This is a genomic window from Spirosoma spitsbergense DSM 19989, assembly GCF_000374085.1.
In the GTDB taxonomy this organism is placed as follows: domain Bacteria; phylum Bacteroidota; class Bacteroidia; order Cytophagales; family Spirosomataceae; genus Spirosoma; species Spirosoma spitsbergense.
Map to the genome: position 1 here is coordinate 56,590 of NZ_KB893547.1, position 14,910 is coordinate 71,499.

Sequence of the window (14,910 nt, forward strand, 5' to 3'; positions counted from 1 at the left end):
AAGATGGGGAAAAAGCAGGTAACCGATGAAATAACGGCGCGGGTTAACTAGTTGGCATACTTTTGGCAAATAGTGTAGCAAAGTGGTCTCATTTAACCAATTATGCACACATTAATTCATTTTGTTCTAGGCCTTCTAGTCTGGGTAACACCCGGTAAAAATACGGTCGGGAACAACATCTCCCAAACCGTAGTCGTTTCCATGCGAAGTGGGGATGCCAGTCGATTATCGACCGGTTTTGCCCGAACGATTGAACTGGTGATCGATTCGGAAAGGGTAGATTTTCCCGCCGTTCAGGCTGACCATGCGCAACTGATTCTCCGGTCGTTCTTTCGTAAATACCCCCCGCGCAGGTTTCAGTTGACCTATGAGGGATCAGCTGACCGACTCCGCTATAGCACTGGTACGTACGAATCAAACGGAAAGCAGTTCTCTGTTTACGTACTCATGCACCAAACCAATAGCCAGCAGTACGTTATCAATGCGCTGCACTTCAGGAAAGAAGGGTAGATAGGTATGATATATGGTGTGGGGTATATGGTGTGGCTGGCGCGAATCAATACATCATATACCCTATATCCTACATCATACATCCTATTTCCCCCTATCTTTGTACTTTCCTGTAAAGTACCATGATTGTTAAAACTAAAAAGTACGCACTAGATCAAAAAACGTACATCAACATCGCCCTGCGTCAGTGGGTGAAAGACAACTGGAAATGGGCATTTGTGCCATTGGGCCTGATTTTTCTGAATGTGGTGCTCAGCCTGACCGGCGTTTATCCTAATTACTGGATTTACATTGTTATCGTGCTGCTCACTATTCTGTACGTCCTTTTCTGGGCGGTTCAGATTACGGGTATCGCCCAGATGGAGCAGAGTAAAGCCCTGTTTCAGAAGTACATCTACGAAATAGACAGTCGGCAGATTCTGATGCGCATCAATGCCAAAGAGGGTGGCATTCTGAAATGGGCGCAGATAGATAGTGTCATTAAAGATAAGAACGCCTACATTCTTTTTCTGGATAACGCCGAAGCCATGGCGAATGTAAAAGCAAACTGGCTGGCCAAAACCGTGACCAAAGGACTGGCTAAAGCGCAGTTTCTGTACCTGCCCTACAGTATTTTCAACAGTGATAATGACCTGCGTTTTACGGAAGCACTCCTTCGGCGCAAGGGCTTACTGCCCGGTGCTCCTTTACCGGCCGAAACGGTGAAGTGAAAACCCTGTAACAACGTCCGTAACGACTTTCCGGGAAAGTGCTTTTTTTGTATATTGGGTAAAAACGGCAACCGTGTATGCAGTCTTCCATTACGCTCACCGTCCCGCCCAATATCAACGTCTTCTCCGACGATGAGTTGTACGCGTTTTGTCTGGCAAATCCTGAATTGCACATCGAACGCGACGAAAACGGCCACATCATCATCATGCCACCTACCGGATTAGAAAGCAGTTTTACTAATAATGACCTGCAAACCGAAGTGAGTATCTGGAATCGCCAAACTAAAGCAGGCCGTACGTCAGAATCCAATGGCGGCTACACACTGCCTGATACGTCTATGCGAGTACCCGATGTGGGTTGGGTTAGTAAGGAGCGGCTGATAAGCGTGGTGCCGGAAGAATTAAAAAAGTTTGCGCACGTATGCCCTGATTTTGTGATTGAAGTCCCGGAGCGCCGGACCGGGTCAGAATCCGATAATCGAAAGGAGTTGGAGAACAAGATGGAAAAATGGATTCAGAATGGTGTTCGGTTGGGGTGGCTGGTTGATCCGCACAACAAGACAACAACTATTTATCAACCCGAACGAAAGCCCGAGACAAAGCCTTTCGCCGAAACGCTTTCCGGCGAAGATGTACTTGTCGGTTTTACGATGAACGTAGCCGATTTTCTTGCTTTTTAACAAAAAAAACCGACCTCGAAGTCGGTTTTTTTGTTGAGCTATACCTGCCTTTGGAACGATAGAAATCTGAGATTTTACTTCCCCGAACGCGGGCCGCCCTGATTCGTGAAATCCACCACGGTAATCTCATCAATCCAGGGACCTACTACCTTTCCGAATGCAGCATGGGCCGGGTGGGGCAGGTAAGCATCCCGGTCTTTTTCCGAATCGAAGGTCAGAATAAAGGCGTGGGTCAGGCCGTGAGCGTGATTTTCCGGACTGTTATTCGTTCCCCACTTCAGGTCCTTAATCTGGCTGATTTTGGACGGCAAAGCCTCGAAAGCAGCAACAATCTCTTTTATCTTTTCGGGTGTTGCATCGGCTTTAAACTTGAAAAGCACGATGTGCTGAACGGATGTTGACTTCATCTTTTTTACGGGCGGTTTAGCAAAAGCACTAACGGATAGCAAAAATGCAACGGTTAGCAACGTAAGGGTTTGTTTCATGACCTTGTCTTTTTTTAGACAAAGAAAAGAAAAAGACCGGTAAGGTTTTTGAAAACCTTACCGGTCCAGCCGGGAAAATAGTCCAAAACTTAAGCGTTCGTCAGCTTGGCTTTGAGGTTTGTATCCAGCGCTTCGAGGAAATCTTCGGTGTTGAGGTAATGCTCACCTGCCGTCAATTTCGTGCCAACCGGATAGGCCGACAAGGCTAAATCCTTCGTCATTTTGCCACTTTCAACAGTTTCTACGCAAACGGCTTCCAGCGCATCGGCGAAGTCAATCAATTCCTGATTGCCGTCCAGTTTGCCCCGGAAAGCCAGACCACGCGTCCAGGCATAAATTGAAGCAATTGGGTTGGTCGAGGTTTTATTCCCTTTCTGGTACTCGCGGTAGTGGCGCGTAACGGTACCGTGGGCCGCTTCGGCTTCCATCGTTTCGCCATCGGGCGTAACCAGCACGGACGTCATCAGACCCAGTGAACCAAAGCCCTGCGCTACTGTATCCGACTGTACGTCGCCATCGTAGTTTTTGCAGGCCCATACAAAGTTACCATCCCATTTCAGAGCGGAGGCAACCATGTCGTCGATGAGTCGGTGTTCGTATTGTACTTTACCGGCAAATTCGGCGTCGTAAATTTCCTGGAAGATATCCTTGAACCGGCCGTCGTATTTTTTCAGAATTGTGTTCTTGGTCGAGAGGTACAGCGGCCAGTTTTTCTGTATCGCCATGTTGAAACAGGCTCTGGCAAAACCCCGGATGGATTCGTCGAGGTTATACATGCCCATAGCCACACCCGCACTGGGGAAATCGAAAACGTTGTATTCCAGCACGGTTCCGTCTTCGCCCTCAAACTTCATGGTCAGTTTACCCTTGCCCGGTACCAGAAAGTCCGTAGCCCGGTATTGATCACCAAAGGCATGCCGACCAACGATAATGGGGTATTTCCAGTTCGTAACCAGCCGTGGAACGTTGCTCATTACGATAGGCTCACGGAACACGGTACCGTCCAGAATATTGCGGATAGTGCCATTGGGCGACTTCCACATCTGCTTCAGGTTGAACTCTTTAACCCGGTCTTCGTCGGGTGTGATGGTGGCACATTTGATACCGACACCGTATTGTTTAATGGCATTGGCCGCGTCAATCGTTACCTGATCATTGGTTTCATCGCGGTATTCGATGCCCAGGTCGTAGTACTTGATGTCAACGTCAACGTAGGGAAGAATCAGTTTGTCTTTAATGAATTTCCAGATGATACGGGTCATTTCGTCGCCATCCAGTTCGACAACCGGGTTCGCTACCTTAATTTTATTCATTGGACTGAGTTATAGATGATTGAAAATTATTCGAAAACCTGGCAGGACCGCCCGTGCACAGGGGCGCCTGTGCGGTGCAAAGGTAGTAAATTGAGTACATACTTGCTGACCAACCACACGGCGTTCTTACCGGAAAACGAACGTGAATGGCTTATCGGTGTGCATATGAACAGCCATTGCACGAAGAAAATAATCGGTAGCCCGACGAAGCTGTGCCAGAATTACTTAGTTTAGTCAACTAGATTTTATCCGACCATACCTCGCTATGAGTAAAAACATTACCGGAAGGGACATTTTACGACAACTGAAAGAGGACCTTATTGGCAAAGATTCGCACCGTGGGGTTACGTTTACGTATAGCTGGCTCGCTAACCAGTTCGGCCATTTCTCGCTCGGCTTTATTGTCACTCTGATTGTTTACTCTATCCTGAACCACTGTTTTCACCCTCACGATCCTGCGGATAAGGCTGCCTGGGGCGTTGCTATATTCTGGCTAAGCTTTGAGTTATACAACTTCCTGGGGCCGTTATTACTGAAGCGGGTATCGCGCTCCAAACGACTGTTCGTTCCCAGTAAGAAAAAATACGTTTTTCAGCCTAACTGGGGAAACATCGCCTTTGACACGGCAACCGATGTGGGCTTTTTCTGGTTTGGCGCTTTTTCAGCGCGGTTATACGCAGATCCCTGTCCCGAAAATTGGTGTATGCCGTTAATGCTGATTTTGATTTTACAGTATCCTTCCCGCTACTGGTACATTACAAAGATGTACTTACAGGCCGCTGGATATCCGTTTCAATGCCGAATAAGTCAGTGGACGTTTACGATTAGTGAAGACGACAAACGAATCGTGGAGAATTTCCTGAGTCCTTCACCAGCCAGACAGCATCTCTTGATTTTTGGGGAGATGGGTAACGGGAAAACGGGCCTCGGTGTTGGCATAGCGACCGAATATTCGATCCAGCACAAGACCTGTTTTTACGTAACAGGCATGAAACTCTACAGTATGTTTCCAGAGCGAACGGCCAGACCCTTCACTAATATCAAAAATTTGTGGACCTGGCGTCAGGCGTCGTTGCTGGTGATTGATGATATAAATCCGGGTGGCCAGATTGATGACCTGATCACACCAGAACGTTTTTTGGAACTACTGGATGCTACCCCAACTAACCGAAATACACTGGTCAGCAAAGATGTAATCTGGGTATTGGGTAACGAAGACAGCGATAAGTTACAGGGAGAGAAATGGGTCGATATGGTGCATGAGATTGGCGTCGCCCGGAAAAATATTTATACGATACATCTCCCTCCCAGAGAAGCCAGGCGTAAATAGGTCCGGATTCCATAGTCGTTTATTAATCGGGTATAACTTGATGTAGACAGTTGATGCACTGGATTTCTCCTGGCTTTAACTCGTTTAATAGTTCGTTAGGCTTGTCCGGTACTGATTTGAGTCACAACTATACCACAATGTCCACCACACAGCTGATACCCTTCATTCTGACCGCCAGTTCCTTCTGCCATTCACGCCGGGCATTAGCTTTTTTCGCCAAGGTTTTTGCATGGTCTTGATTACTCACCACCGCCCAACACCAGATACTCCGCCACCAGTGCCCAGCTATGGGCCTCGCACTGCCAGTGCATCTGCATCAGCGGCCGGTCGGCGAAACGGCGCAGGAAGGGTTGTTCGTATGCCGTTAGCAGTCCTGCAATAAAGAAATGAAACGCGGCTATGTCCTGCTCGATACCATCGATTGGGATAGTGGGTGGGGATTCGCCCAGGCGTATGAGCGCAGTGGCCAGCATGAGTTTTTCTACCCGGTTATGGGCCGTCTCCATCTCCCGGTACGCATCCGCAATCAGACGGGGGCGAACCGACTCCAGTTCGGGTATGTCGAAAGCAGCAATAAGTCGGCTCATATGGTAAATGATCAGCGAGGTTCGGGCGTAGTGGGGGGCGCACCGGAACGGCTCTGATACATACCGGCCCGATGCCACGACCGAGCGCAGGTACGTGAGCGAATCGGTATCATGCTGATTGCGGGGCAGGTCATATTGATAAATACAGTAGAGCATGTTGCTCAGGGCACAGGCGTCGAAGTCGATACCCATGTTCCTGCCAAACCAGGTTGAATACGCCTGAAGTGATTGATAATCAGGGTAGGTATTACGAATCGTATATCGGCCACTCCCGTTGGCGTGCTGGCTCAGTTTATTTTTCAGCCATTGCAGTTCGGCCAGGTTTGGCTCAGTGGTCAGGTACATCATCGCCGTATCGTCAATATCGTCGGGGATGCGGAAATGCTCGAAGTGACGAAATACGTATCCATTAGGAAAGTGACGGGAGGGCTTCGTCGGCCAGAAGTTGTAGGTCGCCAACCCATCTTTGTTCTGAAAGGTCGGGTAGGCTGCTACGGCCCGTTCGGTTAGCTGGTCAATCTGCTTTTGAGCTTTGGTAGATACGGCGTGGCGGAGATGGTACAGCGTAAAAACGGTACAGGCCGTAAAAAAAACGTTTGTGTCGGCTCGCTGGTACCCAATACTGTCATTCCGCCGAACTGACGGGAATAAACCGGTCGACTCCTGCAAAGCGGCAATCCGCTGAATAATCGTTTCGGGTGTTATCAGGGACATCGTTTTGTAAAAGTACTGGTTGATACGTTCTCTTTTTACAGATTAAGGTTAGATATTTACCCCTGAATCCATTGTGCTCATCAATGCCAAACCTGATCTTATTTGACGATCAATACATACGAACGGATTTATTGCCGCTCACCTTCACGCGCCCGGTGTCGGGTATCCGCGTAGGAATTCAGACGCTGGTTGAGAAATGGGAAGGGGTGATGGGACAGACCGCCTTCTATTTGACCCTGTCTTATTTACGGGCCAAATTCCCGTACACACCCGGCCCCGACAACTGGTACGTGAATGGAGCCGTATGCCCCACGGAGGCTTTGCGGGAAGCCATCCTGGCCCTGGAGAGCGGTACCGGTTTGCTTAGCCCCGATGGCCACGTGCTGGCCGTTCGGACGGAGGATGCCCTGCGGACGGCCCCCACCGTCACGGATAAATACGAGTTTGCCGTATTCCCGGAACCACTCACCCTGATTCTCAATCTATGGGATATTTTCGAACAGAACGGTAGTCAGATTCGGGCCGACTTTACCCGGATAACGGCCGGACGCATATCGGCCCCCATTACCGACCCGTTTACCCGGTGCTACGCGCCCGAAAACATCTTTGTGGAAGAAGGTGCCAATATCCGGGCCGCCATCCTCAATGCCGAAAATGGCCCTATTTACATCGACCGTAATGCAACCATCAACGAAGGTTCCGTCGTTATCGGGCCTTTTGCGCTGGGCCACGATTCTACGGTTAGCTGGAACAGCAAAATGCGGAACAACACCACCATCGGACCTTATTGTAAAGTAGGGGGCGAGGTGGGTAACTCGGTTTTCTTTGGCTATAGCAACAAAAGCCACGATGGGTTTCTAGGTAATTCGGTCATTGGTGAGTGGTGTAACCTGGGAGCCAACGTTAACAACTCGAACCTGAAAAATGACTACAGTAACGTTAAACTGCACTCCTACGCAACCGGTCACCTCGAAGATACGGGACGTATATTCTGCGGATTGACGATGGGTGATTTCACAAAAGCCGGTATCAGTACCATGTTCAATACCGGAACGGTTGTGGGCGTAAGTGCCAATATATTCGGCGCGGGCTATCAGCCCAAATTCATTCCGTCGTTTTCGTGGGGCGGGGCTGATTCCCGTTTTACGCCCTACCGCATCGAAAAAGCCGTACAGGTAGCCCGCGAAGCGTTTGTCCGGCGTAATAAAGCGTTTGATAAAGTAGAGGAAGGAATTCTACGGGCTGTTTTCTTTTCGATGGTCAGCGGCTTTTAACAGTCGTTGTAACAGGCATTAATTCAGTTTTTTTCGTTATCAAGCGTGTTATTCAACGAAATTATTGGTCAGGACGAAACGAAACAGCTATTGCTGCGGTCGGTAAAAACCAATCATCTGGCCCACGCCCTGTTGTTCGACGGACCCAGCGGGAGTGCTAATCTTACCCTGGCCCTGGCCCTGGCGCAGTATGTAAACTGCGAAGACCGGCAGCAGTCCGGTGTTTCAGCCGACGATGCCTGCGGGCGGTGTGCATCCTGCGTGAAAATTCAGAAGTTTGTTCATCCCGATCTGCACATGGTGTTTCCTGTGGCCAATCTGGCAAAAGGAAAAACGTCGGAAGCGTACCTGACTGACTGGCGTAAGTTCCTGCTCGACACCCCTTACCGCACCCTGCCCGACTGGCTCGAAACCGTTGGGGCGGATAACAAACAGGGCAATATTTCGGCCGAAGAAGCCCGAAATATCCTGCAAAAATTATCCCTGAAAGCGTATGAAGGGGCTTATAAGATCATGCTCATCTGGTTGCCCGAACTGATGAACGTGCCATCGGCCAATGCCCTGCTGAAAGTACTGGAGGAGCCACCCGCGCAAACCCTGTTTCTGCTGGTGACCAACCAGCCGGACAAACTGCTGATTACAATTCTATCCCGAACGCAGCGGATAGCGGTGCGGGCCTTTACCGACGAGGAAGTAACGACACACCTGCGCCAGCACCTGAATCTCGACGAAACAACTGCCCGACGCATGGCCTACCTGGCGGATGGTAATCTGGCCGAAGCCCTGAAACTGGCCAGACAGAACGATGCCCCCGCCCGAAACGGTGGCCCTGACAATCACACGTGGTTTGCCGACTGGATGCGGACCTGCTACCGGCAGGATTTAATCACCCTCGTTAAGCAGGCCGAGCAGTTCGATGGGTTCAGTAAGGAAAAGCAGAAGGGGCTGATTGACTACAGCATCCGCCTGTACCGGGATTTATTCCTGTGGCAACAGGGAGCCAGCGCCCTGCTTCGGCTACCCGACGATGAACTGACCTTCGTTAAAAACTTTGCTAAATACCTGACTATAAAACACATCGAACAGATTGTAACCGACCTGAATGAAGCCGCTTATCACCTCGAACGCAACGCCCGCGCCAAAATGATTCTGCTGGATATGTCGCTTACGTTTAGCCGGCTAATTCGTACCTAGTGTTGATTCAGACGATCTGACTATCCAAAAGGCACATGCTTAAGCCCAAACAAATTATTGGCATGACGGACCTGGTTGATTTCCCGGATTTAGGGTTATTCGACGTACAGGCTAAAGTCGATACGGGTGCTTATACATCGTCCCTGCATTGCAAGGAGGTCCGGCTTGTAAAGTCGGGGCAAAAGAAAATTTTATGTTTTTTACTGATTGACAAAACCGGAAAGGACTCCCGGCAGTTTTACTGCGACCAGTTCAGTCAGCGCATGATTCGCAACTCGTTCGGCGTGGCCGAAAAAAGGTATGTTATCGAAACCCGCATTGTTTTGTTCGGCCGTACCATTCGAACGGAGTTTACCCTGGCCGACCGGGAAGCTCTTAAAAATCCGGTGCTGCTGGGGCGTAAATTGCTCCGGAATCGGTTTTTGGTCGACGTAACGCAGAAGAACCTTTCTTACCAGAAAAAACTCAATAGCGAGTTATCGGATGACAGCCAGCCGTCATTGCCAGACTAAGCCTTATTTCCTACAGCCTCACAGATACTGTTCACTACCTACCGAACATAGTCTACTCAGTTAGCAACAACTCCAATGCGTATTGCCATTTTATCGGCTAAGCCTGATTTATATTCGACCCAGCGATTACTGGAAGCCGTTCACCAGCGTGGCCACGAGGGTGTTATCGTCAATCACCTGAACTGTCAGGTCATGATTGAAGGGGGCCGCCCGTCGATTTTATACCAGGGCCGCGAACTGGATTCGCTGGAGGCTATCATTCCCCGGATTGGGGCTTCCGTAACGGACTATGGTTGTGCCGTTGTTCGCCAGTTTGAAATGATGAACGTGTTCACAACGGCAAAATCCCAGGCCATTACGCGCTCCCGCAATAAGCTGCGGAGTTTACAGGTTCTGTCAAAAGCGGGTGTGGGCTTACCCAAAACGGTTTTTGCCAACCACCCTAAAAATGGGGATATCACGCAGCTTATTCAACTCGTTGGCGGGCCACCGGTGGTCATCAAACTACTGGAAGGTACTCAGGGCATCGGTGTCGTGCTGGCCGAAACGAACAAAGCGGCCAAATCCACCATCGAAGCGTTCTACGGCCTGAAAAAACACGTTCTGGTGCAGGAGTTCATTGCCGAAGCGCAGGGGGCCGACCTCCGGGCCTTTGTGGTGGGTGGACGCGTAGTAGGTGCCATGAAACGGCAGGGCGTGGAAGGAGAGTTCCGGTCGAACCTGCACCGGGGCGGCAACGCAGCCGCCATTCAGCTCACCCCCGCCGAAGAACAGACGGCCATCGATGCCACCCGCGCCCTCGGTCTTAAAGTGGCTGGCGTCGATATGCTTTCTTCCGAACGGGGACCGCTGGTACTGGAAGTAAACTCATCGCCGGGCCTTGGTGGTATCGAAAGGGCCACGGGTGCCGACATCGCCAGCGAAATCGTCATCTACATCGAAGAAAAAATCAAGGCCGATGAAGGTGATATGGTAGGGGTGTAAAGGGGGTAGTAAAAATAGCCCTCGCCGTGCTTTTATTGGCGTATACCAAATTACTGCTTCCCGGAAACGTACACTCGTTTGTCGTTTGGTTTCCTCGCTGACTATCCCTTCTCCTGTCATCCCGCCCTCAGTTGTTTATGAACCACTCCTCTTACCTGCTTAGAATAAGCCTTCTGGTGTTTTGGCTACATCTATCGTTCCGAAGCCTGGCCCAGCAGACGGTACCCCTTTATTCCGGCGACATCCCAAACGCGACGGGCGCGCCGGATGAGGAAGTTGTGAATGCCAGCCAGAGCGTCAACAATGTGTCGCGGCCTACGCTGCGAATATACCTGCCTCCGAAAGAGAAAGCCAGTGGGGCGGCCGTCATCGTTTGTCCGGGCGGGGGATACGGTACACTGGTCATGAAACGGGAGGGGTACGATGTGGCCGAAGCCCTGAACAAACTGGGCATTGCTGCGTTCGTGCTGAAATACCGGCTCCCCAGCGACAGAACGAACAAAGACAAGTCCATTGCGCCATTGCAGGATGCGCAGCAGGCCATTAGAATGGTTCGCGAACGGGCTGCCGAATGGAATATCAACCCGGCTCGCATTGGCATTATGGGTTTTTCGGCGGGTGGGCATCTGGCGGCAACGGCGGGGACTCATTTTACCAAAAACTATAGCGACAATCCGGCGTCAACGAGTATGCGCCCCGATTTTATGATCCTGGTGTATCCTGTCATTAGTTTTTCGGATAGCCTGAGCCACAAAGGCTCGCGGGAGCGGCTGCTGGGGCAAACACCTACCGCCGATCAGCTCAAATTATTCTCCAACGACAGGCAAGTCACGGTAGAAACACCCCCCGCTCTCCTGCTCCATTCGGGCGACGATACGGTAGTGCCGGTGGGTAATAGCCTGGTTTTCTACGAAGCCCTGCTGCGAAACGGGGTGTCGGCCACGATGCATCTGTATCCTGCCGGAAAGCACGGATTTTCGCTGGCACCGGCCAAAGAAGACTGGTTCGAGCAGTGCAGAACCTGGCTCAACAGCAACGGATGGGTCACACCGTAAGACTTTCCAATCCATCTGATCACTTTTTATGAAATACCTGTTCACCCTCCTTTTTACCGCCGGTCTCTTTGCCGCTTGCCGATCCTCCGAGACGAACACCGCTACGCTGAAAAACTATTTTTCGACGGACACCAGTGGCGTGGCGGACGGGGGCGTTCATGTTATCCCGATCAATACGCCGAAAGGTAATTTCAAGGTCTGGACGAAGCGATTTGGTACGAACCCGACCATCAAACTGCTCCTGCTGAACGGGGGGCCAGGCCTTACGCACGAATACTTCGAGGTGATGGAAAGCTTCCTGCCCGCCGAGGGCATTGAGTTTATCTACTACGACCAGTTGGGCACGGGGAATTCTGATAACCCCAATGATACAACCTTCTGGGATTTACCCCGCTACGTGGAAGAAGTAGAGCAGGTGCGCACCGCGCTGAACCTTACGCCTGATAATTTTTACCTGCTGGGTCACTCGTGGGGTGGTATTCTGGCTATGCAGTACGCGCTCAAATACGGGAAAAACCTGAAAGGCCTGGTTATCTCGAATATGATGGCCAGTTGCCCCGACTATGGCAAATACGCTGATGAGGTGCTGGCGAAACAGATGGACCCGGCAGTAGTGAAGGAAGTGAACGACCTGGAAGCGAAGGGTCAGTATACAGCGCCCCGCTACATGGAACTGCTGCTGCCGAATTTCTACGCCAAACACATCTGCCGCATTCCTCCCGATCAGTGGCCCGAACCCATGACCCGCGCCCTGAGCAAAGTAAACCAGTCACTCTATGTAACTATGCAGGGGCCCAGTGAATTTGGTATTGCGGGTAACCTGACGAACTGGGACGTTAAAGCCGACTTGCCGAAAATTACGGTGCCCACCCTGACCATCGGAGCAAAATACGATACCATGGACCCCGAGCACATGAAATGGATGGCTACTCAGTTGCCTAATGGCAGCTACCTCTACTGCCCCAACGGTAGCCACATGGCCATGTACGACGACCAGCAAACATACATGAACGGCCTGATCAAATTCCTGAAGGGCGTGGATGCCGGTAAGAAGAAGGTGGTGCTGTAAGGCAGTAAAAAGGGAGTTCTGCCTGCTTCTGTCGGCATAAACTGAACCAGTATGCCCCAGCTAGATACCCCCATTCGTCAATTAATCCACACGTTTCTACTGCTGACCGCACTTGTGGTCGCTACGCCTGGAATCAGCCAGCCCAACCCGGTAAAAGCCGGTAAGGTGGAGCGCATTAAAGTCCACGGTAAGGGGCTGGAAGGGAATCTGGCTGGTGATTCACCGGATCGGGATGTGTCGGTGTATCTGCCGCCCAGCTACCAGGCCGATTCAAAGCGGCATTACCCGGTCATTTACTTCCTGCACGGCTTTACCGACAGCGACGATAAGTGGTACGGTTTTACCAAACACTGGATAAATCTGCCCGCCGTAATGGATAAGACGCTGGCCGAAGGGAAAACAAAGGAGTTTATCATCGTAACGCCCAATGCCTACAACCGGTACTTTGGCAGTATGTATTCCAACTCGGTGACGATTGGCAACTGGGAGGATTTCGTGGCGAAGGAACTGGTTGCTTATATGGACAAAAACTACCGCACCATCCCGCAGGCCAGCAGTCGTGGACTGGCGGGCCACTCGATGGGTGGGTATGGGACCATCCGTATCGGGCAGAAACACCCCGAAATTTTTTCCAGTCTATACCTGCTCAGTCCCTGCTGCATGGTGCCGAACCTGAACGCCCCCAACAATCCGGAGCGGGCGGCCAAAATGGAAGGAATTAAAACGCAGGACGAACTGGAGAAAGCCGATTTTGGGATGAAAGCCGCGTTTGCATCGGCGGCTTCGTGGTCACCCAACCCAACGAACGCGCCCTTCTACGTGGATTTACCGACGAAAGATGGGCAGCCGCAGCCCCTGGTCATGGCTAAATGGGCGGCCAACGCACCGCTGGCTACGATGGATCAACACATTGGCAATATCAAACAACTCCACGCGCTGGCGTTCGATGCCGGTTACAAAGATGCCAGTATTGCGGCCACCAATAAAACGCTGGACGCCCTCCTGACCAACTACCAGATTCCGCACACCTACGAGGAATACGACGGCGACCACATCAACCGAATCGCCGAGCGCATCGAGCAGAAAATGCTGCCCTTCTTCACGACCAATTTATCGAGTGAAGTGGTGAAAGGAGGGAAGAAGCGATGAGAGGGCATTTGGCTCCCGTTGTATACAGGGCTTTCTTGTAAAATACATAACTTCGTAGAGGTGGCATCTTTGTAGAAAATAATCCGTTGAAGCGCTCCTATTGATCCGTGAATTAGTCCGTAAATTTTTGTAGATATTAATAGTTTGATAGTCAGTGCATTACAGATAATAAAGATTTACGAACTTACTCACGCATCAATAAGAATTCCGTAGGAGTGACATCTCCAACAAATTATGTCACTCCTACGGAGTTCTTGGAAAAACTTAACGACATTTTCTAAGAAGGTCTCATGTCTACGGTGTTTTTATAAGAAACCCTGCCGCTGTATATCACTTATCCTTGTAGCACATTTCGTTTCGCGGATACATTTGTTTATAAGTGTTTAGGGCTTTTTTGTAAAAAATGACATCTTTTAGAATTTGAGGTTTTTACAAGAAATCCCTACCTAAAATATGTACTTTCCAGAGTAATAATGTAAAAAATCACTTCAAATAAATTTTTAAAAGATGGCTTTCGGATTAGAAATACTTAGTAGTATGATTTCTGCCATGATTGGTGTTGGTGCAGATGAAGTGTTCAAAAATACAGAAAATAAAAGAAAGTTTGAAAAAGATTTGGAAACTTTCTTGAATAGGCAGCTCTCAGATACAAACCTAGAAATTTTTCATTTTGCAGATATACCTGATAATAAAAACTATAGTGATAAAATCCCACTTGAGCGCATCTATATTCCTCTGAGATTAAACCAGATTACAGGAACTACACCTTTCATAGAGGATTTTATGAAAAAGCCAACGGATATAAAAGGTTTAGGTAAACAGAAATTGAAAAACTTAAATATAGCACATTTATTAGATTTTATAAAATCCAATCCTTCTTTAAAGAAGGTATTAATTGTTGGTCAAGCTGGAAGTGGTAAATCTACATTTCAAAAATATTTAACCAGATTGTTGAGTAACGCAAAAGATAACAATCATAAAGTCAATGTTGTTTCAAGAGGAAAACTAATTGTCGAAGAAATTAGCTTACTATATATACCTATATATATAAAATTAAGAGATTTAGATGAAGAGCTAAAAAGGTATAATAGATCTAATTGGAAAGAAAATTTTACGCTTGAGTTATTTCTAGAAAATAAATATAACATATCATTTCAGACGACTAGTTTTTACTCTCTACTTACTTCATACGCCCCATGTTTATGGGTGCAATTCAAATTGTCGCAACCATGTCGTAGCTTAGGGCATGCCTGACGAACACTCCCTGCCCTTCACCGAAGAAGAATATGTGGCTTTGGCCCGCCAGAAATATAGCGAACTCAAAGCCCTCAGAAGTAAGCCTAC

At 49.4% G+C, this 14,910-nt stretch carries 15 protein-coding genes; 12 read left to right on the forward strand and 3 right to left on the reverse strand.

Annotation, left to right across the window (positions count from 1 at the left end; genetic code table 11):
* The first annotated feature begins 102 nt into the window (after positions 1-102).
* The 3 genes from B157_RS0116100 (at position 103) to B157_RS0116110 (ending at position 1,900) form a co-directional block, all read left to right on the forward strand.
* Complete coding sequence (locus B157_RS0116100) at positions 103-510, forward strand: DUF4783 domain-containing protein (RefSeq protein WP_020604332.1); 408 nt, start codon at positions 103-105, stop codon at positions 508-510.
* 122 nt (positions 511-632) lie between these two features.
* Positions 633-1,220, forward strand: a complete 588-nt coding sequence (locus B157_RS0116105) for a hypothetical protein (RefSeq protein WP_020604333.1) — start codon at positions 633-635, stop codon at positions 1,218-1,220.
* Between the two features lie 77 nt (positions 1,221-1,297).
* On the forward strand, positions 1,298-1,900 hold the full coding sequence (locus B157_RS0116110) for a Uma2 family endonuclease (protein ID WP_020604334.1): 603 nt from the start codon (positions 1,298-1,300) through the stop codon (positions 1,898-1,900).
* Positions 1,901-1,974: 74 nt separating this feature from the next.
* On the opposite strand, the gene B157_RS0116115 is transcribed toward B157_RS0116110, so the two are convergent.
* On the reverse strand, positions 1,975-2,385 hold the full coding sequence (locus B157_RS0116115; RefSeq protein ID WP_020604335.1) for a Dabb family protein: 411 nt from the start codon (positions 2,383-2,385) through the stop codon (positions 1,975-1,977).
* A gap of 89 nt (positions 2,386-2,474) precedes the next feature.
* Positions 2,475-3,698, reverse strand: a complete 1,224-nt coding sequence (locus B157_RS0116120) for an NADP-dependent isocitrate dehydrogenase (RefSeq protein WP_020604336.1) — start codon at positions 3,696-3,698, stop codon at positions 2,475-2,477.
* A 265-nt stretch (positions 3,699-3,963) separates the two neighbouring features.
* On the opposite strand from B157_RS0116120, the gene B157_RS0116125 reads away from it, so the two are divergent.
* A complete protein-coding gene (locus B157_RS0116125; protein WP_020604337.1) occupies positions 3,964-5,028 on the forward strand; it encodes an ATP-binding protein in 1,065 nt (354 codons plus the stop codon).
* A 239-nt stretch (positions 5,029-5,267) separates the two neighbouring features.
* Here the strand turns inward: B157_RS0116125 and B157_RS0116130 are convergent, their stop codons facing one another.
* On the reverse strand, positions 5,268-6,329 hold the full coding sequence (locus B157_RS0116130) for a hypothetical protein (protein WP_020604338.1): 1,062 nt from the start codon (positions 6,327-6,329) through the stop codon (positions 5,268-5,270).
* 83 nt (positions 6,330-6,412) lie between these two features.
* Here B157_RS0116130 and B157_RS0116135 point away from each other — a divergent pair, with 83 nt between their 5' ends.
* From B157_RS0116135 to B157_RS0116170, 8 genes are all read left to right on the forward strand, one after another.
* A complete protein-coding gene (locus tag B157_RS0116135; RefSeq protein WP_020604339.1) occupies positions 6,413-7,603 on the forward strand; it encodes a putative sugar nucleotidyl transferase in 1,191 nt (396 codons plus the stop codon).
* 45 nt (positions 7,604-7,648) lie between these two features.
* Entirely contained in the window at positions 7,649-8,797 is a 1,149-nt protein-coding gene (locus tag B157_RS0116140; protein ID WP_020604340.1) for a DNA polymerase III subunit, read from the forward strand.
* 35 nt (positions 8,798-8,832) lie between these two features.
* Positions 8,833-9,309, forward strand: coding sequence for an ATP-dependent zinc protease family protein (locus B157_RS0116145; protein WP_020604341.1), 477 nt, complete (start codon positions 8,833-8,835; stop codon positions 9,307-9,309).
* A 75-nt stretch (positions 9,310-9,384) separates the two neighbouring features.
* A complete protein-coding gene (gene rimK, locus B157_RS0116150; RefSeq protein ID WP_020604342.1) occupies positions 9,385-10,293 on the forward strand; it encodes a 30S ribosomal protein S6--L-glutamate ligase in 909 nt (302 codons plus the stop codon).
* 137 nt (positions 10,294-10,430) lie between these two features.
* Complete coding sequence (locus B157_RS0116155) at positions 10,431-11,348, forward strand: alpha/beta hydrolase (protein WP_041952142.1); 918 nt, start codon at positions 10,431-10,433, stop codon at positions 11,346-11,348.
* Between the two features lie 28 nt (positions 11,349-11,376).
* Positions 11,377-12,417 (forward strand): proline iminopeptidase-family hydrolase, encoded by a 1,041-nt coding sequence (locus B157_RS0116160; RefSeq protein ID WP_020604344.1) that lies wholly within the window; start codon positions 11,377-11,379, stop codon positions 12,415-12,417.
* A gap of 51 nt (positions 12,418-12,468) precedes the next feature.
* Entirely contained in the window at positions 12,469-13,566 is a 1,098-nt protein-coding gene (locus B157_RS0116165; RefSeq protein ID WP_020604345.1) for an alpha/beta hydrolase, read from the forward strand.
* Between the two features lie 507 nt (positions 13,567-14,073).
* Positions 14,074-14,820 (forward strand): hypothetical protein, encoded by a 747-nt coding sequence (locus B157_RS0116170; RefSeq protein WP_020604346.1) that lies wholly within the window; start codon positions 14,074-14,076, stop codon positions 14,818-14,820.
* Positions 14,821-14,910: the final 90 nt, after the last annotated feature.

Bases quoted from the DNA above. Each gene is read 5' to 3' on its own strand.
- B157_RS0116100 (WP_020604332.1), top strand. From the start codon at position 103: ATGCACACATTAATTCATTTTGTTCTAGGCCTTCTAGTCTGGGTAACA.
- B157_RS0116105 (WP_020604333.1), top strand. From the start codon at position 633: ATGATTGTTAAAACTAAAAAGTACGCACTAGATCAAAAAACGTACATC.
- B157_RS0116110 (WP_020604334.1), top strand. From the start codon at position 1,298: ATGCAGTCTTCCATTACGCTCACCGTCCCGCCCAATATCAACGTCTTC.
- B157_RS0116115 (WP_020604335.1), bottom strand. From the start codon at position 2,385: ATGAAACAAACCCTTACGTTGCTAACCGTTGCATTTTTGCTATCCGTT.
- B157_RS0116120 (WP_020604336.1), bottom strand. From the start codon at position 3,698: ATGAATAAAATTAAGGTAGCGAACCCGGTTGTCGAACTGGATGGCGAC.
- B157_RS0116125 (WP_020604337.1), top strand. From the start codon at position 3,964: ATGAGTAAAAACATTACCGGAAGGGACATTTTACGACAACTGAAAGAG.
- B157_RS0116130 (WP_020604338.1), bottom strand. From the start codon at position 6,329: ATGTCCCTGATAACACCCGAAACGATTATTCAGCGGATTGCCGCTTTG.
- B157_RS0116135 (WP_020604339.1), top strand. From the start codon at position 6,413: ATGCCAAACCTGATCTTATTTGACGATCAATACATACGAACGGATTTA.
- B157_RS0116145 (WP_020604341.1), top strand. From the start codon at position 8,833: ATGCTTAAGCCCAAACAAATTATTGGCATGACGGACCTGGTTGATTTC.
- rimK (WP_020604342.1), top strand. From the start codon at position 9,385: ATGCGTATTGCCATTTTATCGGCTAAGCCTGATTTATATTCGACCCAG.
- B157_RS0116155 (WP_041952142.1), top strand. From the start codon at position 10,431: ATGAACCACTCCTCTTACCTGCTTAGAATAAGCCTTCTGGTGTTTTGG.
- B157_RS0116160 (WP_020604344.1), top strand. From the start codon at position 11,377: ATGAAATACCTGTTCACCCTCCTTTTTACCGCCGGTCTCTTTGCCGCT.
- B157_RS0116165 (WP_020604345.1), top strand. From the start codon at position 12,469: ATGCCCCAGCTAGATACCCCCATTCGTCAATTAATCCACACGTTTCTA.
- B157_RS0116170 (WP_020604346.1), top strand. From the start codon at position 14,074: ATGGCTTTCGGATTAGAAATACTTAGTAGTATGATTTCTGCCATGATT.